The 23972-nt window shown below is 67.1% G+C and carries 22 protein-coding genes; 11 read left to right on the plus strand and 11 right to left on the minus strand.

The window, feature by feature from the left end; all coding sequences use genetic code 11:
* Positions 1-14 precede the first annotated feature (14 nt).
* Positions 15-470 (plus strand): hypothetical protein, encoded by a 456-nt coding sequence (locus HMUK_RS17795; protein ID WP_015762444.1) that lies wholly within the window; start codon positions 15-17, stop codon positions 468-470.
* Positions 467-2437 carry an SWIM zinc finger family protein gene (locus HMUK_RS07075; protein WP_015762445.1) on the plus strand — a complete coding sequence of 657 codons (1971 nt, stop codon included), beginning with the start codon at positions 467-469 and terminating at the stop codon, positions 2435-2437. The genes HMUK_RS17795 and HMUK_RS07075 overlap by 4 nt, the downstream gene beginning before the upstream one ends.
* A 267-nt stretch (positions 2438-2704) precedes the next feature.
* Here the strand turns inward: HMUK_RS07075 and HMUK_RS07080 are convergent, their stop codons facing one another.
* Positions 2705-3094, minus strand: coding sequence for a type II toxin-antitoxin system VapC family toxin (locus HMUK_RS07080; RefSeq protein WP_015762446.1), 390 nt, complete (start codon positions 3092-3094; stop codon positions 2705-2707).
* A complete protein-coding gene (locus HMUK_RS17550) occupies positions 3091-3243 on the minus strand; it encodes a hypothetical protein (RefSeq protein WP_015762447.1) in 153 nt (50 codons plus the stop codon). Before HMUK_RS17550 ends, HMUK_RS07080 begins: the two co-directional genes overlap by 4 nt.
* A 147-nt stretch (positions 3244-3390) precedes the next feature.
* Between HMUK_RS17550 and HMUK_RS07085 the strand changes: the two genes are divergently transcribed.
* Together HMUK_RS07085 and HMUK_RS07090 are read left to right on the plus strand one after the other, a co-directional pair.
* The gene (locus HMUK_RS07085; RefSeq protein WP_015762448.1) at positions 3391-4404 is read left to right on the plus strand and encodes an aldo/keto reductase; all 1014 of its coding nucleotides are present in this window, start codon (positions 3391-3393) and stop codon (positions 4402-4404) included.
* Positions 4405-4479: 75 nt separating this feature from the next.
* Positions 4480-4914 (plus strand): VanZ family protein, encoded by a 435-nt coding sequence (locus HMUK_RS07090; RefSeq protein ID WP_015762449.1) that lies wholly within the window; start codon positions 4480-4482, stop codon positions 4912-4914.
* A 12-nt stretch (positions 4915-4926) separates the two neighbouring features.
* On the opposite strand, the gene HMUK_RS07095 is transcribed toward HMUK_RS07090, so the two are convergent.
* Positions 4927-5937, minus strand: a complete 1011-nt coding sequence (locus tag HMUK_RS07095; RefSeq protein WP_015762450.1) for an NAD-dependent epimerase/dehydratase family protein — start codon at positions 5935-5937, stop codon at positions 4927-4929.
* Between the two features lie 128 nt (positions 5938-6065).
* Here HMUK_RS07095 and HMUK_RS07100 point away from each other — a divergent pair, with 128 nt between their 5' ends.
* The 3 genes from HMUK_RS07100 (at position 6066) to HMUK_RS07110 (ending at position 9876) form a co-directional block, all read left to right on the plus strand.
* Positions 6066-6539 (plus strand): dihydrofolate reductase, encoded by a 474-nt coding sequence (locus HMUK_RS07100; RefSeq protein WP_015762451.1) that lies wholly within the window; start codon positions 6066-6068, stop codon positions 6537-6539.
* Positions 6540-6590: 51 nt separating this feature from the next.
* Positions 6591-8159: a 2,3-bisphosphoglycerate-independent phosphoglycerate mutase gene (gene gpmI / locus HMUK_RS07105; protein ID WP_015762452.1), complete on the plus strand. Its 1569-nt coding sequence runs from the start codon at positions 6591-6593 to the stop codon at positions 8157-8159.
* A 271-nt stretch (positions 8160-8430) separates the two neighbouring features.
* Positions 8431-9876 (plus strand): carbohydrate-binding protein, encoded by a 1446-nt coding sequence (locus HMUK_RS07110; RefSeq protein WP_015762453.1) that lies wholly within the window; start codon positions 8431-8433, stop codon positions 9874-9876.
* A 7-nt stretch (positions 9877-9883) separates the two neighbouring features.
* Here the strand turns inward: HMUK_RS07110 and HMUK_RS07115 are convergent, their stop codons facing one another.
* The 4 genes from HMUK_RS07115 to nadA all read right to left on the minus strand — a co-directional run bounded on the left by HMUK_RS07115 (position 9884) and on the right by nadA (position 14479).
* On the minus strand, positions 9884-10729 hold the full coding sequence (locus HMUK_RS07115) for a PH domain-containing protein (protein WP_015762454.1): 846 nt from the start codon (positions 10727-10729) through the stop codon (positions 9884-9886).
* A gap of 150 nt (positions 10730-10879) precedes the next feature.
* A complete protein-coding gene (gene nadC / locus HMUK_RS07120; RefSeq protein WP_015762455.1) occupies positions 10880-11695 on the minus strand; it encodes a carboxylating nicotinate-nucleotide diphosphorylase in 816 nt (271 codons plus the stop codon).
* Entirely contained in the window at positions 11695-13347 is a 1653-nt protein-coding gene (locus tag HMUK_RS07125) for an L-aspartate oxidase (protein WP_015762456.1), read from the minus strand. Before HMUK_RS07125 ends, nadC begins: the two co-directional genes overlap by 1 nt.
* A 1-nt stretch (position 13348) precedes the next feature.
* A complete protein-coding gene (gene nadA / locus HMUK_RS07130; protein WP_049940772.1) occupies positions 13349-14479 on the minus strand; it encodes a quinolinate synthase NadA in 1131 nt (376 codons plus the stop codon).
* Between the two features lie 257 nt (positions 14480-14736).
* Here nadA and HMUK_RS07135 point away from each other — a divergent pair, with 257 nt between their 5' ends.
* The 3 genes from HMUK_RS07135 (at position 14737) to HMUK_RS07145 (ending at position 18803) form a co-directional block, all read left to right on the plus strand.
* Positions 14737-16131, plus strand: a complete 1395-nt coding sequence (locus HMUK_RS07135; protein WP_015762458.1) for a hypothetical protein — start codon at positions 14737-14739, stop codon at positions 16129-16131.
* A gap of 42 nt (positions 16132-16173) precedes the next feature.
* On the plus strand, positions 16174-17385 hold the full coding sequence (gene hmgA, locus HMUK_RS07140; protein WP_015762459.1) for a hydroxymethylglutaryl-CoA reductase (NADPH): 1212 nt from the start codon (positions 16174-16176) through the stop codon (positions 17383-17385).
* Between the two features lie 377 nt (positions 17386-17762).
* On the plus strand, positions 17763-18803 hold the full coding sequence (locus HMUK_RS07145; protein WP_126967185.1) for an outer membrane protein assembly factor BamB family protein: 1041 nt from the start codon (positions 17763-17765) through the stop codon (positions 18801-18803).
* A 110-nt stretch (positions 18804-18913) separates the two neighbouring features.
* Here the strand turns inward: HMUK_RS07145 and HMUK_RS07150 are convergent, their stop codons facing one another.
* From HMUK_RS07150 to HMUK_RS07160, 3 genes are read right to left on the minus strand one after another with little or no spacing between them, the layout of a single operon-like run.
* Complete coding sequence (locus HMUK_RS07150; protein WP_015762461.1) at positions 18914-19273, minus strand: hypothetical protein; 360 nt, start codon at positions 19271-19273, stop codon at positions 18914-18916.
* Entirely contained in the window at positions 19270-19794 is a 525-nt protein-coding gene (locus HMUK_RS07155) for a DUF5817 domain-containing protein (RefSeq protein ID WP_015762462.1), read from the minus strand. The genes HMUK_RS07150 and HMUK_RS07155 overlap by 4 nt, the downstream gene beginning before the upstream one ends.
* 37 nt (positions 19795-19831) lie before the next feature.
* Entirely contained in the window at positions 19832-20662 is an 831-nt protein-coding gene (locus HMUK_RS07160; protein ID WP_015762463.1) for a CPBP family intramembrane glutamic endopeptidase, read from the minus strand.
* A 130-nt stretch (positions 20663-20792) separates the two neighbouring features.
* On the opposite strand from HMUK_RS07160, the gene HMUK_RS07165 reads away from it, so the two are divergent.
* The gene (locus HMUK_RS07165) at positions 20793-21128 is read left to right on the plus strand and encodes a cupin domain-containing protein (RefSeq protein WP_015762464.1); all 336 of its coding nucleotides are present in this window, start codon (positions 20793-20795) and stop codon (positions 21126-21128) included.
* Positions 21129-21169: 41 nt separating this feature from the next.
* Here HMUK_RS07165 and HMUK_RS17140 read toward each other — a convergent pair whose 3' ends face one another.
* Positions 21170-23620: a family 20 glycosylhydrolase gene (locus tag HMUK_RS17140; protein ID WP_015762465.1), complete on the minus strand. Its 2451-nt coding sequence runs from the start codon at positions 23618-23620 to the stop codon at positions 21170-21172.
* Between the last annotated feature and the right edge of the window lie 352 nt (positions 23621-23972).

Here is a 23972-nt window from a genome sequence, read left to right on the forward strand (position 1 = left end):
TCAACTTCGAACCAATGCACCTGCGCTACTACGCCGAAGCCGACACCGACGTTGACCACCGTCAGACGGTCGAACTCCTCGAATCGATCGCTGATCGACACGCGATCGCAGTCGAGATCGTACAGGTCGAGCCACAGAGAGCACCACCCGAGGACTTCTCGGGGACCGTCGAACACCGCACGCTTGCGGAAGCGTGGGACGATTTCACGTACAATCCGGCGCTACAGCAGGGACTGGGCGAGCCACCGTCGAGTTGCTACGACGGCCCCGAGGACCTCGTCGGCAACGTCGGGATCGTCGTCGACGGCGATCTCGTCTGGGCCACGCGCTTCTGGGGGACACACCACGGCTGGGGACCCGTCGATCCCGAGGAGACGGCGATCGGCTTCCTCGAAGCGGTCGAAGAGCGAGGTGTCACGGCAATCGACGAACGTCTTCCGCCTGAAGCACAATTCCTTGAAGAGTCATGACCCGCTCCGATCCCGATTCCGAACTTGATCCCGACTCCCGCGACCTGACACCGACCCGCGATGCCATCAGGAGCATCTGCACCGCACAGTCATTCCAGCGCGGCGTCGAGTACGTCGAGGACGGTCGAGTGCGCGACCTCACCGTCACAGGTACCGAGGCGGAGGCGACGGTCAGGGGAAGCCACGACTACCGAACGGCCGTCGACCTGTCAGTCGAGGGGTTCGACCCGCAGTGTTCGTGCCCGTACGACCACGCCGGCGAGTGCAAGCACGTCGTCGCGGTGTTACTGACTGTGATTGAACAGTCGGCAGAACTGTTCGATGAACATGCGGAACACGATTTTGGAGTGCCAGATCACGAAATGTTGACATCAGGCGTCGCGGTTGACGATCGATCGACACGGCATGCCGTCGAACGAGCTGTCGACGAGGCTGACCCGGAGACGATGCGGGCGTTCCTGCGCGACGTGCTCGCCGAGGACTCCGACCGTCGAGAGCAGTTTCTGGTCGCCGTCGGGACGCCGGCCGAGAAGAGCGTCGCAGACTATCGGCGTGAGATCGACCGGAAGTTCGAGCAGGCCACGGATCGCCGCGGGATCGTCGCGTACGACACGCAACTCGACTTCCGCCAGTACTACGACCGCGCGGACACCTATCGGGAGCACGGCGACCACGAGCGAGCGCTGACGATCTATCGAGCGCTCGCCGAGGGAATCCAGCAGAACCTCGACCGGATCGACGACAGCGGCGGCCACTACGCGGGCCAGATCGAGCGCGCGATGGACGTAGCCGTCGACTGCATCAACGAGATGGAGTCCGACGCCGAGCGGCGACGCGAGTTCCTCGACACTCTCTTCGAGCAGTACGAGGCGACTGAATACGCCTTCGTCATGGAGTACTACGACGACGCGCTCCGGTCGATCTGTGAGACGACCGCGGACCTCGAACACCTCCGTTCGCTGCTGGAGCCACACCTCCCCTCGCCTGTGGCGGAAGGCGACAAACGCATGGACGAAACGGAAACCAGTGAGGGCGACGAGGGTGGCCTCCCGGACCCGACCCGGGACCGCCTCGACGCCGATCTGCTCACCGGTGGTGTGCTCGACATCGACCGTCTCTCCGAGAGCCCGCTCGACGTATCCGATTTCGTCGGCGAGACGCTCGCGACAAAGCTCGCGTCGACGGAGGCGGGGGGCGCGACTGCAGGCGACAGCCAGCACTCCCAGACGGGACTCTCGGCCGAGGCACAGACGGTGGTCTCGACCTACGCTTGGGTGCTGTCGGAACTCGACGAGAACGAGGCACTCCGCGCTGTGCTCGAACCGGTCGCAACCGAGACCCCGACGCTCTGTTGCCGATACGTCGAGGCGCTCCTCGCGGACGGCAGCGACGAACGCGCCCCAGCGGCGCTCGAATGCGGACTCGATCGGTTCGGCCACTCACGGGAACTCCATCGCTTCGCGGCCGATTGCTACCGTGATCGCGACGACGAGCGCTACCGCGACCTCCTGCAGACGATGTTCGTCCGCTTTGCGGACTGGGAGGCCTACGACGAACTCGTGAGCGCCTGTCCCGACGACGAGTGGGAGTCAGTCTTCCACGGGCTCGTCTCGCAACTCGGACGACTCGACGCCGACCGGCTGATCGACCTCTACATCCGCGAGGGGGAACGCGAGAAAGCCCTGTCGCGCGTGCTCGACGGCGAGGATCCCGAACTCCTTCGTCAGTACCAGACAGACCTCGCCGATCTTGATCCCGAGGCGTACTTCGAGACCTACCGAGAGGTACTGGCGTCGCATCTGGCCGACGACACCGGGCGAGACCACTACCGGGCGGTGATCGGCCACCTCCGTGAGATGTCACAGCTGGCCTTCGACGAGGAACTGGCCGCGTTCGTCGCCCGGCTGCGAGAGAGCCACTCGAACCGCCCGGCGCTGCTGGACGAACTCGACGACGCCAGATTCTAGCGCCGCCGCGAATCCGCGTCGTGGCTCCGGTTTCGCGTCGATTTAGTACTTCATCGAGTGGATTTCGACGGATCGGCCGTCAGTTCCGTCGTCGCCGTCTCGGGTCACAACTCTGCGAGCGCCTCGCAACCTGAACTGTCCGCTCGCCGATGTCGTGGTTTCACGGTGCGGTCGAGGAGAACCGACCGGCCCTCGGCCTGCAGGCGGAACTCCTCGAGAAGTTCCAGGCTCGCGAGGAATCGTTCAAACTCGATGGGGGCTTACTGTTCAAAGGACATCAGTCGGCAGCTTCGCACCGTGTTCAACTAGCTCACTATCGAACGAGACGAGTGTTGCGTCGATCGCATCCGCGGCCGCGAGTATCATCGCGTCCATCGGATACAGCAGGGTCTCGGACTGAAGCCGGTTGGCTGCTATCATATCTGACGCGTCGGGAAAGGTGACTGTTGTCCGAGACGAGATGCGTTGCTCGATCTGCTCGATTCGCTCTCGTTCGAACTGCTTCTTTTTCGTTAGCACACTGCGGAGTTCCATGAGACTCAACACGGAAACGTGGGGGTCGTCTGCTTGATTGAGCAATTCGATCGCTTCGTCGGAACGGTCGGTATCGGCTGTCACTGCTGCAACGAGCACGTTCGTGTCGAACAGAACCGTCATAGCTGTTCGCGCACGTCACGAACGGCTTCGACAGCGTCGACCTCGACATCGACGGCTAACTCGTCGAGTGCATCCCCGAGTGGGTCTGTCTCGTCGTCATCAGGATCCGTTATCAAGAAATCACGGAAATCCTCTGCTGTGAGACTCATAACTGTCTCTTGCAGCAGAGTTTGCAAAAAGCTGCTGGTGATATGAGTTGCAGCCCTCGTTCTGTCTTGACGTCAGGAACTTGTTCTTGGACTGAACTGCTGGCCGACCCACCCAGTTATCCGGCTCGCGCTCTCACACCCGACCGTATGCACTACCGACGACTCGGTACCACGGGACTGCAGGTATCGCCGATCTGTCTCGGGACGTGGCGCTTCGGCAAGGAACACGAGGACAGCGGCGTCGTCGAGACGGACCGCGAGGACGCCCACGAGCTGCTCGACGCCTTCGCAGAGCGCGGCGGCAACTTCATCGACACCGCCAACGGCTACGGCGGCGGGGACTCCGAGCGGTGGATCGGCGAGTGGCTCGAAGACCGGGACCGCGAGGACTACGTCATCGCCTCGAAGTGCTTCTGGTCGACGGTCTCGCGCTTTCAGGAGAACCTCTCGAAGAAGAACGTCCGCGCGGAGGTCGAGGGATCGCTCGACCGGCTGGGCACCGACTACCTCGATGTTCTCTACCTGCATCGGTTCGACGACGACACGCCGATCGAGCAGACGCTGCGCGCCGTCGACGACCTCGTCAGCGAGGGGAAAGTCCACAACGTCGGCCTGTCGACGGCCGACGCCTGGAAGCTCACAAAGGGACTGTGGAAGGCGGACGTGAACAACTACGAGGCCTTTACCGTCACGCAGCCCCTCTTTCACGCCGCCTACTACGAGGACGTGGCCGAGTACCTCGACGTGTGTGCCGACCAGAATCTCGCGGTCTGTCCGTACTCGCCACTGGCCGGTGGCTTCCTCACTGGCAAGTACGAGCGTGCGGGCGACGGGACTTACGAGCTGGACGCGCCCGAAGACACCCGCGCCCAGTTCGACGATCGCTTCCTCGATTTCTACGTCTCGGAACGGGGCTGGCACGTCCTCGACGAGGTCCGAGCCGTCGCCGAGGAGGTCGACGCCTCGCCGGCACAGGTCGCTCTGCGGTGGCTAATGGACCAGCCGGACTTCGACTGCGTCCCGATCGTCGGCGCGCGGACCGTCGACCAGCTCGACGAGAACCTCGGGGCGATCGACGTGACCATCTCCGACGATCAGTTCGACCGGATCTTCGAGGCCCGCTACGACGACGACGGCAGCCTGTACAGGACGAACGCCTAGGAAGACGCCTCGTCGCCGCGAGCCCGTCGCCCGCGACCACATCGCTTTTAGCCCTCTCTGTCGGCAACGTAGCCAATGAACGACCTTCGCGTCCCGCTGTTGCCGTCGCGGCTCCGGTGGCTCGCCGTCGCCGTGGTGGGCGGTGTGATCTTCACGCTCTCGGTGGTCGTCGCGCCGCCGGTAGAGCCGGTCGTCAGGCCCTTCGATTTCCTCCCGCTGGACAAGTGGCGTCACTTCCTCGCGTACGCCGCCTTCGGTGGGACACTGGCGTACGCCACGAGCACCTGGCGGTGGTCGACCGGTCGGCTCGCGGTGTTCGTCCTCGGGATCACCGTGGCCTACGGCGTCGGCATCGAGATCTGGCAGTCGTTCCTGCCGAACCGCTACTTCGGGCTGGGAGACGCCTACGCCAACGCGCTCGGGGCGGTGCTGGCGAGTCCGTGGTTCCTCCTCCGCGATCGCCTCTCGTTCGTGTCGCTGTCGGAGTGGGCGTCCGCGATCGTCGACTGACACGGACGGTCGTCACGACCGTTCGAACGAGGCCCGAAAGTCGGCGGTGGCGTCGCGCCACGCGTCGATCAGCGCGTCGTCGGTCTCGCTGTCCCATGGTTCGATCCGGTCCTCGGCGTCGAGTCGCTCGACGGTACGACCAACCCCTTCCTCGAAGGTGACGGTGTACTCGAAGTCCAGGTCCCGTCTCGCCTTGCTGTTGTCGAAGACCGTCGAGAACTGGAAGTGATCGAGCAGCATCGCCGTGCGGTCCGGGGCGGCCTCGACGAGCGCGTCAGTGGGGATGTGGACCAGTTCTGGCTCGGGAGCGTCCAGCGCGTCGGCGACGGTCCGGTGGTACTGGTTCCAGGTGATCACCTCCTCGCTGGTGACGTGGTAGCATTCGCCGTAGGCGTCTCCGTTGCCGACGGCGGCGACGAACGCCGCGGCCACGTCGTCGCGGTAGCACGGTCCCCACAGCGACTGGCCGTCGCCGTGGACGACGATCGGCTTGCCCTTCCGGATCCGGTCGACGTAGTAGGTGCCGACGCCGAGCGTGTGCAGCACCGGCCCGCCCTCGCCGTAGGTGCTCCACGGGCGGAGCACGGTGGCGGCGAACGCGCCCTCGTCGTGGGCGGCCAGGAAGCGGTCCTCGCAGGCGGCCTTGTCCGCGCCGTACTCGCTGACGGCCGGCTCGCGGGCGGCGTCTTCCGTGACGGGGTTGGTCGCCAGCGGGCGGTGGTACACGTCGACCGTCGAGCAGAAGACGTACTGCTCGATCCCCGCGAAGATCTCGACGGCGGCCTCGGCCTGTGCGGGGGCGAAACAGACCATGTCGATCACGCAGTCGGGCTCGACCGCGTCGCGAGCGCGTTTCAGGGCGGCGTCGTCGTCGCGGTCCCCGTGGACGAACGACACCGCGTCCGGCAACTCGGCGTCGGTCTCCCCGCGAGTGAAACAGGTCACGTCGTGGCCGGCCTCGACGAGCTGGCGCGAGACGCCCGTGCTGATCAGTCCGGTGCCGCCGATGACGAGTACGTCCATGCCGGTGGGTGCGACCGCAGAGAGATAAAGCACCGCCACGCGGCCGCGGCGTCCGAGCGGGCGCTGGGTCGCGTTCGGAGGGGATCCGCGGCGGTGGAGAGTAGTAGCCGGCGGCCGAACGGTCGCGTATGGAGATCATCGCAGTCGCGGCGGTCGGCGAAAACGGCGTCATCGGCAGCGGTGACGAACTGCCCTGGCACCTCCCCCACGAGTCCCGGCGCTACCGCGAGCGAGTCGCCGACGACACCGTCGTGCTCGGCCGCAAGACCTTCGAGATGTTCGAGGAACTGCCCGGCGCGCGACAGCTCGTGTTGAGTCGGAGCGAGCGCTCCTTCGAGGCCGAGACGGCGACTCACGCGGCGAGCGTGGACGCGGCGATCGATCTCGCCCGCGAGCGCGGCGATCCGGTGCTGTACGTGCTGGGCGGTGCCGGAGTCTACGAGGCGTTCCTGCCACGGTACGACCGGATGTTGCTGAGCCGCGTCGACGGCGAGTACGAGGGCGACGCGACGTTCCCGGCGTTCGACCGCGAGGCGTGGACACTCGTCGACGAGACGCCGTACGACGGGTACACGCTCGAAACGTGGGAACCCGCGGCGTGAGCGCCACCGACACCCGACAGTATCTTAGGGCGGCCCCGCCACCGACCGGATATGGAAGTCGGACTCGTCATTCTGGACGGCTGGGGACTGAACCCCGACACGGACACCCGGGACGCGGTCGCCGCGGCTGACACGCCCAACGTCGACCGATACCGCGAGATCGGTGCCGACAGCACGCTCGAAACCCACGGGCGTCGCGTCGGTCTCCCCGAGGGCCAGATGGGCAACTCCGAGGTCGGCCACCTCAACATCGGGGCCGGCCGCGTCGTCACGCAGGACTCGGCTCGCGTCACCGACGGGATCGCAGACGGCACCTTCTTCGAGAACGACCGCCTGGAATCGGCCTTCGACTACGCCGAGGCCAACGACGGCGCGGTCCACTTCATGGGGCTGGTCTCCGACGGCGGCGTCCACTCCTACCAGAAGCACCTCCACGCGCTGATCGACCTCGCCGCCGACCGCGGCGTCGAGGCGGTCACCCACGCCTTCACCGACGGCCGGGACACCTCGCCGACCGGCGGCGAGGAGTATCTCGCCGACCTGGCAGCCCACGCCGAGGAGCGTGGCACGGGCCACGTCGCCACCGTCGCCGGGCGCTACTACGCGATGGACCGAGACCAGAACTGGGAGCGCACCCGCCGGGCCTACGACGCCATCGTCTCGCGCGAGGCCGACCACAGCGCCGACACGGCGGTCGAGGCGGTCACCGGCTCCTACGACCGCGGCGACACCGACGAGTTCGTCGAGCCGACGCTGGTCGAGGGCGATGCCCGACGGGCCCCGGAGAGCGAACGCCGGCGCGGTGAGCGGGACCGGCCGGCCCTCGACGACGGCGATGCCGTGATCTTCTTCAACTTCCGCTCGGACCGCGCGCGTCAGCTCACGCGCATGCTGGGCGACGTTCGCCCCGAGGACTGGGGCGGCGACACGGAACCGCCGGAGATCCGGCTGGTCACCATGACCCAGTACGACGCGACCTTCGATCTCCCGGTGGCCTACCCGCCCAACCAGCCCGAGGACGTGCTCGGAGAGGTGCTGGCCGAGACCGGCCACACGCAGCTTCGCCTGGCCGAGACCGAGAAGTACGCCCACGTCACCTACTTCCTCAACGGCGGCCGCGAGGTCGAGTTCGACGGCGAGATCCGCCGGATCGTCGAGAGCCCGGACGTGCCGACCTACGACCAGCAACCGGAGATGAGCGCACCCGAAGTCACCGACACCGCCATCGCGGTCATCGAGGACGACGATCCGGACGCGATGGTCTGTAACTACGCCAACGCCGACATGGTGGGCCACACCGGCGACTTCGAGGCCGCCACCGCGGCCGTCGAGGCCGTCGACGAGCAGCTCGGGCGCATGGTCGAGGCGATCACCGAGGCCGGCGGTCACGTCCTCGTCTGTGCCGACCACGGCAACGCCGACGACATGGGAACCGCCGAGGATCCACACACGGCCCACACGCTCAATCCCGTCCCGTTCGTCTATCTCGGCCCCGACGGGACGGCGGCGGGCCGAGAGGCCCGCGACGGCGGGACGCTCGCGGACCTCGCGCCGACGATGCTGTCGCTGCTGGGGATCGACCGACCCGACGCGATGACCGGCGAACCGCTGGTCGAGTGAGGGCACCGATCGGCCGTCCGAAGCCGTCGTCGATCGGCTCGGCGTTTCGTATCGACGCACGATCGGTGGCCGTCGCCGCGCGTTTCCGCGCTGTTCGACAGAAATGCACACTATAAATGATTAATTTTTAGCCGGCGAAACACCACAGTACTGTCGCGGTCGGGCGTCCGCTACGGTCGCGGCCATCGGGGTGTCCGGATGTTGGGGGCACTGGCAGCTGCCCGATCGGTGTCGCCGTCGTACTGCCGTCCCGGCCGTCGAGGGATCACATATGCGACGACGGACGTACGTACGATCACTGTCGGCGCTCGTGGGGCTCACGGGCGTCGGCGCGGCATCGGCACAGCAAGAGTACCCGACGTGGGATGCGAGCGCGACCTACACGGAGGGTGACCGGGTCGTCTACGAGGGGACGATCTACGAGGCCCAGTGGTGGACACAGGGCGACGAACCCGGTAGCACCCAGTGGGGACCGTGGACCGTCGTCGACTCTTCGGACGGTGGCTCCGACGGGGGGAGTGACGGAGGTAGCGACGACGGGAGCGACGACGGCACGGACGGTGGCAGTGGGGAGACCGACTATCCGGCCTGGGACGCCGGCACCACGTACACCGGCGGCGATCGGGTCGTCTACGAGGGGACGATCTACGAGGCCCAGTGGTGGACTCGGGGAGACGAGCCCGACGCCGGTGGACCGTGGGACGAAGTCGGTCCCGCAGACGGTGGCGGTGGGGACGACGGCAGCGGTGACGACGACAGCGACGATTCAGACGGGGGCACGGGCACACCGGGCGCGATCCCGGAGAACGTCTTCGCCCCGTTCGTCGACGTGGCACTGGACGACCAGCAGGCGCTCACCGACGCGGTCTCGAACGCCGGAACGAAGTACTTCACGCTCGCGTTCGTCAACTCCGCCGGGGGCGAGCCGGCGTGGGCCGGCGACTCGAACCTGATCGTCGGCGAGAGCGGAGCACGCCTCGACATGCAGGGCCAGATCGCCGATCTCAGGGCCGACCACGGCGGCGAGGTCGTCGTCTCCTTTGGCGGTCTCAGTGGCACGTACCTCGCGGAGGCGGTGACGAGCGCGAGCACGCTCAAAGAGAAGTACGCGACCGTCGTCGATCGGCTCGACGCGCAGTTCATCGACTTCGACGAGGAACAACACATCCGGGACAATCCGGAAGTCATCGAGCGTCGGAACGAGGCACTCGCTCTGCTCCAGGAGGAGTACCCGGAGCTGTCGATCTCGTACACGCTGCCGGTGATGCCCAGCGGGCTCCCCGAGCAATCGAGCAACGACGTGCTGTTCGTGCTCGAAGACGCGGCCCAGCGCGGCGTCGAACTCGACGCCGTGAACCTCATGACGATGAACTACGGCTCGGCGTTCGAACTGAACGGCGAGACCGTCGTCGACGCCGCCGAGAGCGTCCACGGACAGCTGGCCGACATCTATCCGGAGCGGTCGGCCGCCGAGCGCTGGAACGCGATCGGCCTGACGCCGATGATCGGCCAGAACGACGTGGACTCGAACGTGTTCTACCCCGAGGACGCACAGACGGTGCTCGATTTCGCCCAGGAGAAGAACCTCCGGTGGCTGTCGTTCTGGGAGCTCGTCCGCGACAACGGCGAGGGGAGCGCGCTCTACGAGAGCAGCCAGATCGATCAGGAACCCTACGAGTTCTCGTCGATCTTCGACGAGTTCACGAGCGACAGCTGACGTTCGCTCAGGCGTTCGCGACGGCGAATCTCACCTTCAGCGGCTCCAGCGTCTCGACGACGGCCGCGCGTTCGCGTTCGATCGCGTCGGGATCGCCGGGCGGGTACGCCCGTGCGAGTTCGAGTGCCCGGTCGTAGGCCTCGCGCGCGTCGACGAGGAGTTCGTAGGCCGATTCGTCGTTGTCGGCCGCCAGCTCCCAGTCGGCGGCGTCTGCACACGCCGCCGCGTGCTCTCGGTGGGCGGCGACGAGCCGAGCGAGCACGGCTTCGGCGTCCTCGCGGGCCGCCCGTTCGGCGTCGCTGACCGGCTCGTCCTCGTCGCCCAGCAGCGTGGCCGCGCGGCGGTACGCGTCGAGCGCCGCCTCCAGCTCTGTGGCGCTGTCGGCGGGCTCAGTGGCCTCGCGCGCGGACTCGTGGTGGGCGCTGGCCCGATCGAGGACGTGCTCGGCGAGCGTCGACTCCAGCACGTCGACGGCCTCGTCGACCGCTCGTGCCTTGCGCGCGGTGAACTCGAATCGCTCCCTTTCCGTCTCGACGACGAGTGACTGTGTCAGGGTCTCCGTTCGTTTCTCGACGGCCTCGACGTCGTCGTAGGCGACTTCCGTACGGAAATCCGTCTCGTGGCCGGGCGGCACGCCCACGAGAAACAGGAGCCGACGGTCCGTGATCGCGGCGACGGCACCGTAGTCGGTGCCGGGTTCGATCACCGTCGTCTCGTCGCCGCCTCTGGTGAGGCCGACGCGCCTGTTGGTCAGGACGTGGTGGACCGTCTCCTCCGTGTCGCAGACGGCAGAGAGCGGCCGCTGGAGGAGATCGTCGGCGAGCGCGGCTGTCTCGTTGTTTTCCGACGCCATGTGTCCCTACTCGTCGTTGTCCCCAGCGTCCACTGTCTCGATCGAACTATCAGCGATACGTCGCATAAGCGTAACGGTCCCCCCCAACGTGTGTGGGTGATCGGAGCCGGCGGCCCAGTCGGCTCCGCAGTGCTCGGCGTGGCGTCGATCTCACCCGGTCCGAAAGGACAGATCCAGCGTCGGCGCGGAGTGAGTGAGACTGCCCATCGAGAGCACATCGACGCCGGTCGCGGCGTAGTCGGGGACCGTCTCGACGGTGATCCCGCCCGAGGCCTCGGTGAGTGCGTCGGCGTCGCTCTCAGCCACGAGATCGACGGCTTCCCTCGTTTCTTCGGGCGTCATGTTGTCCAGCAGAACGATGTCTGCGCCGGCCTCGGCGGCCAGCGGAGCGTCGGCTGACTCCTCGACTTCCACGTCGAGTTGGGTGGCAAACGAGGCTCGCTCGCGGAAGTGCTCGATCGCGCCTTCGAGGCCCATCTCGGCGACGTGGTTGTCCTTGACCATCACCATATGAGAGAGGTCGAGCCGGTGGGTGTCGCCGCCTGCCGCGACGACAGCTCGCTTCTCGACGCCGCGGAGGCCGGGCGTGGTCTTGCGCGTCGCGGCGATCCGCACGTCCTCGTCTACTTCGCGGGCGGCGGCGACCGCGGCGTCGGTCTTCGTCGCGATGCCGGCGGCGTGGCCGGTGATGTTGACCGCCACGCGCTCGCCGCGTAGCACCGCTTGGGCCGGCCCTTCGACCCGGAGGACCACGTCGCCCGGCTCGATCAGTGTACCGTCGTCGGCGCGCTCGGTCACGGCTACGTCGAGGTAGTCGAAGACGGCTGCGGCGGCGTCGAGCCCTGCGACGACGCCGGCCTCCTTGGCGACGAGTCGCCCGGTCGTCTCGCCCGGCACGTCGTTGGTCACGTCGTGATGGCCCACGTCCTCGCGGAGCCACCGCTCGATGTCGCTGTCGGTGAGCATCAGTCGTCGGCCTGTGTTTCGGGCTGCTGGGCCGCTTCGTCGTCGGTCACCACGTAGTGAGTGCCGACGCTCTCGTCGTTCTCCAGTGCGTGGCGAGTCACCAGCAGCGCCGTCACGCTGGCGTTGCGCAGTTCGTACAGCGACCGGGAGGTACGGGTGCGGACGTAGGCGTCGACCTCGCCCTTGAGCCGTCGGAGCACCCCCAGCGCCCGGTTCAGGTCTGCCGGATCGCGTTCGAGGCCGACGTACTCCTCGGTCACGCGGCGCAGGCGGTGGAACTTCTGGCGGGCGAAGTCCTCGGGCAGATCGGGGTCTCGCTCCAGCAGGTCCGGTGCCTCGATGACCTCGGCCTCGTTGCCGGCGGCGTCGGCACCGGCGCGAAGGCCCCAGACCAGCCCTTCGAGCAGGCTCGTCGAGGCCAGTCGGTTCGCACCGTGGACGCCGGTGCGAGCACACTCGCCGACGGCGTACAGGCGGTCGAGGCTCGTCTGTCCACGGTCGTCGACGGCGACGCCGCCACAGAGGAAGTGTTCGGCGGGTGCGACCGGGATACCCTCGGTCCAGTCGACACCGCGGTCCTCGCACTTCTCGACGAGCCCGGGGAACTCGCTCTCGAAGTCCAGCGGGCTCACGTCCAGCACGACGGTGCCAGTCGCCTCGCGCTCGGCGGCGACCGCACGCGCGACCACGTCGCGAGGAGCGAGTTCGGCGTCCGTGTGGTAGTCTGGCATGAATCGCTCGCCACCGGGAGACTCCGTCTCCCGAGCCTCCGAGTCAGAAGACTCGGAGACGTCGCCGTTCCGGAGGAGTGCGCCCTCGCCCCGGACGGCCTCGCTGAGGAGGAAGCCGTCTTCCCCGTCTTCTGCGGCATAGGCGGTCGGGTGGAACTGAACGAACTCCATGTCCTCGACGTCCGCGCCAGCAAGGGCCGCCATGGCGATGCCGTCGCCGGTCGAGCCAGTCGGATTCGTCGAGTGGGTGAACAGGTCACCAATACCGCCGGTGGCCAGCACGGTCGCGCCGGCGTAGACGGGCGAGTACTCGCCGTCGGATTCGAGCATCGCGCCGTGGACCCGCCCCTCGTGGCGGATCAGATCGAGCGCGGCCGTGTCGTCTCGCATCTCCACGTTCTCGTGATCGTCGAGATAGTTCAGGAACGGGATATGGATGTGCTTGCCCGTCGCGGCGTCGACGTGGAGGATTCGGTCCTCGCTGTGGGCGGCCTCGCGTCCGAAGTCGAACTCCTCGTCTCCGTCGCCGTCGTTCTCGCTCACGGGTCGTTCCTCCCCGTTCGCCCGTTCCGAGGACTCCCGCTGGTCGTCCTCGCCCTCGACATCAAATTCCACGTCCAGCGTCTCGACGAGCACGTCACGGACTGCCTCGTTGGCGTTCTCGACGAGCACGTCGACCGCGTCGGGGTCGGCCGTGTTGTCAGAGGCCGCGAGGATGTCCTGCTTGAACTGCTCGGGGTGGTCGCGGGCGACGGCGATGCCACCCTGTGCCCACCAGGAGGAAGCCCCCTCGGGCCGCGTTGCCTTTGTCGCGACGACGACGTTCTCGCCCTGGCGGGCGGCGGCGAGTGCCGCGGCGAGGCCGGCAATCCCGGAGCCCACGACGAGCACGTCAGTCGTCTCGTGGTCTGTTCCACTCATGTCAGATCTCTATCATCCGGTCGAGCGCGACCTGAGCGAGTTCCTTCTCTTCGGGTGCGACCTCGATAACGTTGCGCTCGCGACCTTCGACCAGCTCTTCGAGCACCCACGCGAGGTAGTTCGGGTCGATCTGTCGCATGGCGTTGCAGTCCATGCAGGCCTCGCCACACAGCGGGACCACGTTCACCTCTGGGTGCCACCGCTGGAGGTGGTGGGTCAGGTGGATCTCCGTGCCGATAGCCCACGTGTCGCCGGGGTCGGCCTCTTCGACGACCTCGCAGATCCGGGCCGTGGAGCCAGCCTCGTCCGCCGCCTCGACGACCTCTCGGCGACACTCCGGGTGGACGATGACGTTGGCGTCGTCGTACTCCTCGCGCACTTGCTCGATGTGGGACTCGCGGAACCGCTCGTGGACCTGGCAGTAGCCGTCCCAGAGGATGATGTCGTTCTCGACGGCCTTGCTGGCGTCCTTGGAGTCGGGGTCCCACGGGTCCCACTCGACGATCTCGTCTTCGAGTCCCAGCCGGTGGGCCGTGTTCTCGCCCAGGTGCTTGTCGGGCAGGAACAGGACCTTGTCGCCCTGCTCGAAGGCGTACTCGAAGGCCTCGTGGGCGTTGGAGGACGTACAGACCAGCCCGCCCTGCTCGGCACAGAAGGCCTTCAGGTCGGCGTAGCTGTTCATGTACGTGATCGGGACGACGTTGGCGTCGGTCTCGGCGGTCAACTCGGCCCACGCCGCGTCGACCTGGAGAGCCTCTGCCATGCCGGCCATCGGACAGGACGCCTCCATGCTCGGGAGGATCACGCTCTGGTCGTCGTCCGTGATGATGTCGGCGGACTCGGCCATGAACGTCACGCCGCCGAAGATCACGTAGTCGGCGTCGGCGTTGGCTGCCTCCTTGCTCAGCTGGTAGGAGTCGCCGATGAAGTCGGCGTGCTCGACGATCTCCCGGCGCTGGTAGTTGTGTCCGAGGATCACCACGTCGTCCCCGAGTGTGTCGAGCGCGCTCTCGATTCGCTCGGTCCGTTCGTCCTCCCCGAGATCCCGATACTCCGGCGGGAGCTGTTCGAGGTTGTCGTACTTGAAGAGACTGAGGTCAGTCTCGAACTCCGCGGATTCCATTGCTGGCATAGCTGGCTACCCCTGTTGTCTCTTCCTACGGAACCCCGTATTGAAAAGATTTTACCTTCAATATGCGGGACCGGTGGCATTCTGGGAGTCGATAGCCGCCGTTGTAGTATCGTGATGTTTGTTAGCACACAATCGGCGCGGCCGCCGAGCCGACGGGCCGCGTGGAGGCCCGAAAGCCTCGGTACGGTTGACTTACCGATCGTCGGTCGGCGGTTGGCTCCAAATAACAAACCGCCCCACGGAGAGAGACGAGGGGTATGGGAGACAATTCGGGCGGTAATCCCGGACCGAACGGCGAGTCTGACGGGAGCACACGGCGGGCGTTTCTGGGAGTGACACTCGGGGGCGCGCTCGTGGGAACCGCTGGCGTCGCCGGCACCGCGACGGCACAGGTAAGCGACAGCCAGTTCGCGATCGGCTGTGACTACGTCGAGGTTACCAACTCGACCGGCATCGACGCCGTCCGGGTCGCCTTCGAAGACGGCAGCTCCGTCCAGTCGAGAAACGGGGTCTCTCTCGACGACGGCGAACCGGTCCGCTACGGCTCGCCGGGACGGATCGTCGACTCGGTCACGATCAACGGCACGCAGACGGTCGACAACCCGGACCCGTGCCAGCGTCGACACAGAGCCACGACGTTTACGGCCGCCAGCGTCCACGTCCCCGTCGGCGAGTTCGTCCTCTCTGGGGGCGTGCCGTCGGTGCTGACCTCGCGAGTTCGCTTGCACTTCGTCGACGGGACGACCGAGACGAAGCAGCGCTACAGCGAGGACGGAGTGGGCGACACCGACGACTTCCCGGAGCTGTCCGGCATCCGCGACACCGACGGCATGGACGCCGTCCCGAACGTCTACCGGGGGAGCGGCCAGCACGCGGGCAAGACGATCGAGGCCATCGAGATCGAAACCGACCAGGACTACCGTCGACACTACCTCTGCAGCGACGTGGCCGAGGCCGCCACACTCGGCACGGAGACGCCCCAAGAGCGCTGCGTCGAGGTCGTCGGAGCGAGCCAGGGCGACGTGAGCTACGAGCTGACCGCGACCGGACCGATCCGGCCGACGACGATCAACGACCGGATCGGTGCCGGCGACAACGACACCGTCAGCCGGAACGACGACGGCACGTGGACGGTCAGTGGCTTCACCGGGAACACCGGATACGGCGACTCGTTCGTGGTCAACGGCGCGATCACGGAGATCAGACAGACCGGCGGCGACGGCGACTACGTCGTCCGCGAGATGGACCGGCGCGTCGTCGGCGGGAGCACGGACGCCGTCGGCGGCTCCCCGGACGGTACCAGTGACGGCGGTGGGGAGGACGGCAGCGGCGACGAACCCACCACTCACGAGGTCGCCGTCGTCGCCACCGAACGGGGCGAGGTGCGCTACGAGTTCACCGTCGACGGATCGGTCGAGCGAGCGGCCGACGTGGCCGACGACCTCGTCGCCGAGGACAACGACGCGATCACCGACAGCGGCGACGGGACGGTCACCGTCTCGGGGTACACGGGCAACCCCGGCTACGGCGACACCTTCCTCGTGACCGGGGACCTGACCGCCTTCGAGCGCACCGGCGGTGACGCGGCCTTCCGGATCGAACTCGACGGCGCGTCCGTCACCGCCGACGAACTGGTCGAACGCCTGTCCTGACGGATCAGAACTGTTAGGGGAGTCGCCCGCAAGCATCCGGTCATGACCGACGCCGAGGAGCTCGCAGCGCGCGTCCGCGATGGGGAGCTTCGCCTCTACGAACTCGAAGAGCACGCCGACGCCGAGACCGCCGCGACGGCACGCCGACGGTTGCTGGCCGAAGAGACCGGCGTCGACCTCGAATCGATCGGCGACTACACCTTCGAGGCCGCCGACGCCGAACCCAACGTCGAGAACATGATCGGCGCGGCCCAGCTGCCGATGGGCGTCGTCGGACCCCTTCCCGTCGACGGGAGCGCCGCCGACGGCGAGCACTATCTCCCGCTGGCCACGACCGAGGGCGCGCTCGTGGCCAGCGTCAACCGCGGCGTCAGCACGATCAGGCGCGCCGGGGGTGCGACCGCTCGCGTGCTCAAGTCGGGGATGACCCGCGCGCCGGTCTTCCGCGTCGAGGACGTGGCCGCGGCCGGCGAGGTGTCGGCCTGGGTGCGCGAACACGTCGAGGACCTCGCCGAGGCCGCCGAGGCGACCACCGGACACGGCGAACTCCAGGACGTGACCCCCTACGTCGTCGGCGACAACGTCTTCCTGCGGTTTTCCTACGACACCAAAGACGCCATGGGGATGAACATGGCGACGATCGCGACCGAAGCCGCCTGCGAGATCGTCGAGCGCGAGACGCCCGCCGAGCTGGTCGCGCTGTCGGGCAACCTCTGTTCGGACAAGAAGCCCGCCGCGATCAACGCCGTCGAGGGACGGGGCCGCACCGTCGCCGCGGACGTGTTGATCCCCCACGAACAGGTCGAGGAGCGACTCGGGACGACCACCGAGGCCATCGCCGAGGCGAACACGCGCAAGAACCTCGTGGGCTCGGCCAAGGCCGGGGCGCTCGGCTTCAACGCCCACGCGGCAAACGTCGTCGCCGCGGCCTTCCTCGCGACCGGCCAGGACGCCGCACAGGTCGTCGAAGGCGCGAACGCGATCACGACCGTCGACGCCCGCGAGGACGGGCTGTACGCCTCCGTGACGCTGGCGTCGCTGGAGGTCGGCACCGTCGGCGGCGGCACGAGCCTCCCGACCCAGGCCGAGGGGCTGGACGTGCTGGGCTACGCCGGTGGCGGCGACCCCGCGGGCAGCAACGCCGACGCCCTCGCGGAAGTGATCGCCGCCGGGGCGCTGGCCGGCGAACTCTCCCTGTTGGCGGCACTCTCCTCGCGGCACCTCTCCAGTGCTCACGAGGATCTCGGCCGATAGCAGCACTCGAACGATCGATTTCGAGCGATATCGTCCAGACAACGCCGGTGTTCGGCCTGCTGTCTTGCGTGTCGCCATACGTTCGGCGTGGCTTCGACCTTAATCTTGCCGAACGAATTCAGTACACTTATGTTGGCAATATTTGACAGGTGTAGCTGTAGCCGTCGAACGGTCACCGAGTCAACATCACTGTCATGTCTCAGTACAACCGTCGGTCACTGCTCCGTGCGGGTGTCGTCGCCGGAACGGTCGCTACTGCCGGCTGCCGTTCTCCGCGGCGTCCGGAGCGGACGATCCGATCCGATCGACGACCTCCGGCGGGGACGTGGCCGTCACAGCACCGCGGCGTTCGAAACAGTCGCCACACTCCAACTGCTGTGCCACCGAGACAGACACCCGAACGCGAGTGGCGCGTCGACCTCCGGGGAACGGTGTTTCGGATGGTCGCAACCGACGCGACAGTGTACTGTCTGACGCTGCGATCGGGTGGGTCGGGTGACGTGTACGCCGTTCGGACGGACGGTGTGATACGGTGGCACGAGGCGGATCTCGACGGTGTCGGATCGCTCGACTACGTCGCTGGGCGGCTGTACCTCGGCGGACGGACGTTCCGGGCGCTGGAAGCGGACTCGGGCGGGGAGCTGTTCGAAACGAAGCTCCCGGACGGACAAGCGTACTCGGCCGTCGAGCACCGCGGCACGATCTACGTCGCGACGAACACTGACTCGTTCTACGGACTCGACGCGGACACGGGGGCGATCCAGTGGCACGCGTCGATCGGTGGCGACCACGGCGTCAGCATCTACCGGGGGCAGCCACTCGTCTCGTCGCCGTACCGAATCCGCTGCTACCGGTCCGACCGTTCGCCGTTGACGGCCCTCCTCGGTGAGCCACCGGCGATTCACACGTCCTGGCAGCCACCGCATCAGAGCGTCGCCGTCCTGTGGCCTGCCGTCGTCGATGGAACGCTGTACCGGGGAGCCGTCGGCACGGACCGATCGACCGTTCCGCTGATAGCGTACGATCTCGACGCCGGCAGACGGCGGTGGCACCGAGAACTGGCCAGTTACGTCTACACGCCGGCAGTCGATCCCGACGCCGGCCGCGTATACACGTTTGCCCGTCCAGCGGGCGCTCGAACGTCCCACGGCACCGTGTACGCACTCGACAGTGCCAGCGGCGCGACAGCGTGGTCACAGCCCCTCGACTTTCGCGCGGGCTGTCCCGTGATCGCCAACGAGACGGTGTACCTTTCGGGACCGGATGACGACGGCGGGCGCGTCGTCGCCCTCGACAGCTCGACCGGAGCGGTGCGGTGGGAGGCCGGCGTCGGAGACAGCCAGGTCAACCACGCGCTCCTCTCGGTCGGCGAGCGACTCTACGTCGGCGGCACTGGAGAGATGGTTGCACTGGCGTAGCCTGCTCTGAAGCTACCACGAAACACACGCTAGCGCGTGCCACGCTGTGGCTCGTCTGTGACGCGGTCCAGCGGTCGCGACTGTCTCGAAACAGCGAGAACGGGCCGTGGTCAGGACGCCCGTCGCTGGATCGTCACCAGCCACCCTGCGCCGCCGACGAGCGCCGCCACGCCGACCACGAGCAGCAGGTCGCTCCCCAGCGCGACGCCCCCGACGAAGCCGACCAGCGAGACGGCGAAGACCGCGTGTGCCGCCGCGAACAGCGCGTAGCCCTGCCGGTAGAACACGAAAGCCCCGAGCGCGAGTCCCGCAGCGAGCACGATCGGAGCGGCCAGCGCCGGCTGGATCGGGACCCCGCCCACGTCGATCGGTCCCGTGATCGGCTGGGCGAGAAAGAGCAGTCCGGCGGTCCCGACCAGGACACCGACGGCGGTCCGGCCCGGCTCGACGGCGTAGCCGGCGACGTTCATAGTCGCCGGTAGGTCCCACCGCTCTCGGTCACCTCGCCGCGGCGACGGAGCTTCGCCAGTGCGTCGCGGACGTAGTCGGCCGGGACGCCGCGCTCGGTCGCGTAGTCGATCACGTCTGCCTCGGTGGGCGCTTCGCACTCGCGCAGCGCCGACAGGACGATCTCCGTTCGGCTCTGGCCGCCGCCAGCGCCGCCTTCGGACCGCTCGGCGGCGGCCGCGACTTCCTCCGTGTCGACGCCGGCCGCTTCGAGCACCGCCTCGTCGCTCGGACCGGCGTCGTCGAGTCGCCCCTCCATCTCGGAAAACGAATCGAGTTCGGCGAACGCCTCACCGTGGTCCTGCCGGTTGGCCAGCATCGACGACCGGACCTCGCGAGCGTGGTCTTCGTCGTCGGTCTCGACGAACTTGCGGCGCTTCTCGTGCTTTCTGGTCGTGCCACAGCGGGGACACTGGGTCGTCGCCGGCCGCCCCTCGACGATCCACAGCGCCGAACAGTCGCTACACCCCACGACGGCGTACATACTCACCGTTGGGACGGTCGCCGATTGAATCTGGCGGTCACACCGGCAGGGCGGCCAGCAGCGTCTCGGGAGCTGCCGCCATCTCGTCGCCGTAGACGAGACCGATGTACAGGAACAGGACGAGCGTCGAGTTGTAGACGCCGTGGATCACCGCCGGGACGACGATGTTGTCCGTGTACTCGTAGCTCGTGCCAAACACCAGCGCCGGCCACAGCAACACGACCAGCACGAGCGCGTTCCCGACGGTCGACCCGCCGACCAGTGCGAACCCGTGCATCCCGGCGAAAGCGGCGCTGGCAAGGAGGATCGCGACCGCTGGACTGAGGACCTCCCGGAGGCGACCCTGGACGACGCCACGGAAGAGCAACTCCTCGCTGGGGCCGACGACGAACAGCATCACCGGGATCAGGTAGAGGACGATTCCGGGGTTCGCCATCGCGACCTCGCCGAGCTGGTTCTGTCCGGTCTCGACCTGTAGCTGTGAGAGGACGAGGAGGCCGACGAACACGCCCGCGAAGGCGGTACAGTACCCCCCGAAGATCACACCGAAATCGCGCAGGTCTGGCACGCCGTAACCGATGTCGAAGGGCGTCGATCCGGGTTCGAAACCCAGTCGCTCTCTGAGCTTCGGCCCGAGCGACGGTCTGGCGTTGACATACAGCATCGACACGCCGAAACAGCCGACGCCTTGAATGAAAAACAGCGAGAGAATCAGGAACTCGACGCTCGTCGGCTCGATGTCGAATCCGGCCAGAAGCAGCCCGAGTGCTGCGACGTTCGCCAGGAGGGCTCCCAGGAGCAAGCCGCCAGCGCCGAGCCCGAGCGCGGAGACCAGTGCGACGGCCGTTCGCTTCGATTGCTCGTTCATCTTGGTGGTACTCGATCCTTGGAGGCGACGGCATGAAAACTGTTCTCCAGTCCGCCGACGCGTCCCGGCTCGCCCCTCCCCACTGATCATCCCCGGTAGGCTTACCTGCCGCCCTCTACTCACCTCGATTATGCAGGTCTGTGACACCGCCGACAGCGAGTTCACCGAGGTCGTCGACGGCGTCCACATCGCGCCGCTGGCGGTCGGCGAGCGGATGAACGTCCAGCACTTCCACATCGAGCCGGGCGCGGTCGTCCCGGAGCACAGCCACCCCAACGAGCAGGTCGGTTTCGTCGCTCGCGGCACGTTCACGTTTCTCGTCGACGGTGAGGAACAGGTCGTCGGTGCCGGCGACTCCTACGTCGTCCCGGCCGAGGAGCCCCACGAGGCGGCCAATCGGACCGACGAGCCCGTTCGCGGGATCGACGTGTTCAGCCCGCCACGCGACGAGCCAAACTGGGAGTGAGCGCAGCGTGACGCGGGACGCTGCCCGCGCCCGCTGGCCGGCTACTGCCAGTCGACCAGATCAGACTGGTAGTAGTTGACGTTCGCCTGCGCCCAGCGTGGGCCCTGCAGGGCCAGACGCTGGCTGAACGCGTCGAAGTCGCCGATATCGGACGACGACGACCAGCCCAGTTCCGCGATGGCCGCCAGCCGCGGGAACACCATGTACTCGATGTCGTCCTGGGTCTCGACGAACTCCGTCCACAGCGGTGCCTCGACGCCGGCGACCGAGGACTCGTCGACGCCGTCGATGTAGCTGCCCGGATCCCAGGTGTAGGCGTCCTCGACCGAGACCGGTCCCGCCCAGTCCTGGCCCACACCGTCCTGATAGTTGTAGTCTTGATCGAGGTACGCGAGGTGGGCGGGCGAGGCGATGACGTCGTTGCCCTCGCTGGCCCGGGCCGCGACCTCCGGGGCCTGTGCGTCGGTTCCCCAGTAGTGGAGGAGCGCAGACGTAACGGGCTCCGTGCTGGCGATCTGGTGCCATCCGATGGGGGTCTTTCCGGCGTCCTCGATCATCGGGAGGACCGCGTCGATGAACTCCTCGTACTTGGCATCCGACAGCACGTCGGCTTCGTCGCCTCCGACGTGGAAGTACGGGCCGTCCGTCATCTCGGCGACCGCGCTGATGACGTCGGCTGCGAACTGGAGACTCGTCTCCTTGTGCTCGTCGTCCATGCACAGCGTGGTGTCGCCGACGTTGATGCCGGTGTCTTCCTCGCGTTTCGTGTCGTCACAGTTCAGTTCCGCGTACGACTCCAGGGCCGCCCCGGTGTGGCCGGGCATGTCGATCTCCGGGACGACCGTCATGTGGCGATCCTGCGCGTACTGGATGATCTCCTGGTAGTCGGCCTTCGTGAAGTAGCCGCCGGGCCCGCCGTCGACCTCCGAGTCTGCCCCTTCGTCGGTGAGGTTCGGCCAGTCGTCGATCTCGATACGCCAGCCCTGGTCGTCGGTCAGGTGCAGGTGCAGGTGATTGATCTTGTAGGCCGCCACCTGGTCGATGAACTCCTTGACGACCGACTTGTCGAAGAAGTGCCGTGCCACGTCGAGCATCGCGCCGCGGTACTCGAAGCGCGGTGTGTCGGTGACCGAACCGCCGGGGACGACCCAGTCGACGGACTGATCGGTGTCGGCCTCGACCGCCGCCGGGAGCACCTGGCGAAGCGACTGGACGCCGTAGAACAGCCCCGCGGCCTCGTTGGCTCGGATCGTGACGCCGTCGCTGTCGACGCTCATCTCGTAGCCCTCGTCGCCGACCGACGAGGGAGCGCCGTTGAGCAACAGCGCGATGCTGTCCGCGGACGCGGACGAGCCACTCTCGACGGACAGATCGAAGCCGGTCGCCGGCCCCAGCAGGTCGGCGAGGTACTGTCCGACTTCGGTCCCGCTGCCCTCGGCGACGATCGTCGTCGAGGACGTGATCTCGAAGCCGTCGTCGGCGGTCGTGATGTCGCCCGGCTTCGGCACGAGATCGGCCAGCGTCTTCGTGACTGGCTCGGGCGGCCCACAGGCGGTGATCTGCTTCCAGGGGCCTCCATCGCTACTGGGCTCGTCGCCCTTGCTCCACCACTTGGCTTCCCAGAGCGTGCCGTCGTAGATGACCTGGTCGCCGCCGGTGTACGTCGTTCCGGAGTCCCACTCCGAGACGCCGCTACACTCGCCGCCGTCGCCGCCGACGCTGACTGTCGTCGCGTTGGTGTCGGTCGCACCGTCGTCGTCGGTGACGGTGAGTGTGATCGTGTACTCGCCCGACGAGTCGTACGTGTGGGTCGCGGTCTGACCGCTGGCGGTCGCGTCGTCGCCGAAGTCCCAGGCGTACGACGAAATCGACCCGTCGGCGTCCGAGGAGTCGGCAGCGTCGACGGTCACCGACTCGCCCGTCGTCGGCGAGGACGGCGAGACGGTGAACGACGCGTTCGGAGCCTCGTTGTCGCTTTCCGAGACGGACACCGTCGTCGATGCCGTCCCGCTCGCGCCGTCGTCGTCGGTGACGGTGAGTGTGACCGTGTAATCGCCTGCAGAGCCATACGTGTGACTCGCGGTCTGTCCGGTCGCCGTGTCGCCGTCGCCAAAGTCCCAGGCGTACGAACTCACGGAGCCGTCCGGATCGGACGAGCCCGACGCGTCGAAGGTGACGGACTCGCCCGGCGCGGGTGTACTGATGCTCGCCGTGAACGACGCGACCGGAGCCTCGTTCTCGGTGTCGCCACTACAGTCGCCGATCTTCGTCCAGACCGAGTCGCTCTCTTCGGGTTCGTTGGCCTGGGTCCACCACTCGGCTTCCCAGAGAACGTCGTCGTAAACGACGCGGTCGCCGCCGTTGTAGGCGGTGCCGGATTGCCACTGCTGAACGTCGCTGCAATCTGCTGCCGATGCGGTCCCGCTGACGCCGATCGCCAGCGCAGACAGTGCCGATGCCTTCCGTAGGATGTTGCGTCGTGTCTCTCTCATGTGTTCGAATGTCGCCTTCGGCAGTCGCTCGCTGGCCGGGTCGGGCCGACCGATAGTCCGCGCGACCGCACGGTGTCCACATCCCCCAACCGGGCCGTTGCGATCCGAAGCGTCCGTCGTCGATCGTCTCCCTGTACTCGAACTGACGGATCACACGCCAGTCAACACTAGCCACGAACCCTCACGTATTAGTACATTTCCACTGTATTTTTATATAAAGAGTTGTAGATGTGTATCGAACTGGGCGGCGTCTGGCGAGACCGTGCCAGTCGGGCGAGAAAGTGAACGGACGGGAATGGATGTGTCCAGTCTGCAGGGACTGCTGTGGACGATCGCACCGATCCGAGACGAG

The organism is Halomicrobium mukohataei DSM 12286 (genome assembly GCF_000023965.1).
GTDB lineage: Archaea > Halobacteriota > Halobacteria > Halobacteriales > Haloarculaceae > Halomicrobium > Halomicrobium mukohataei.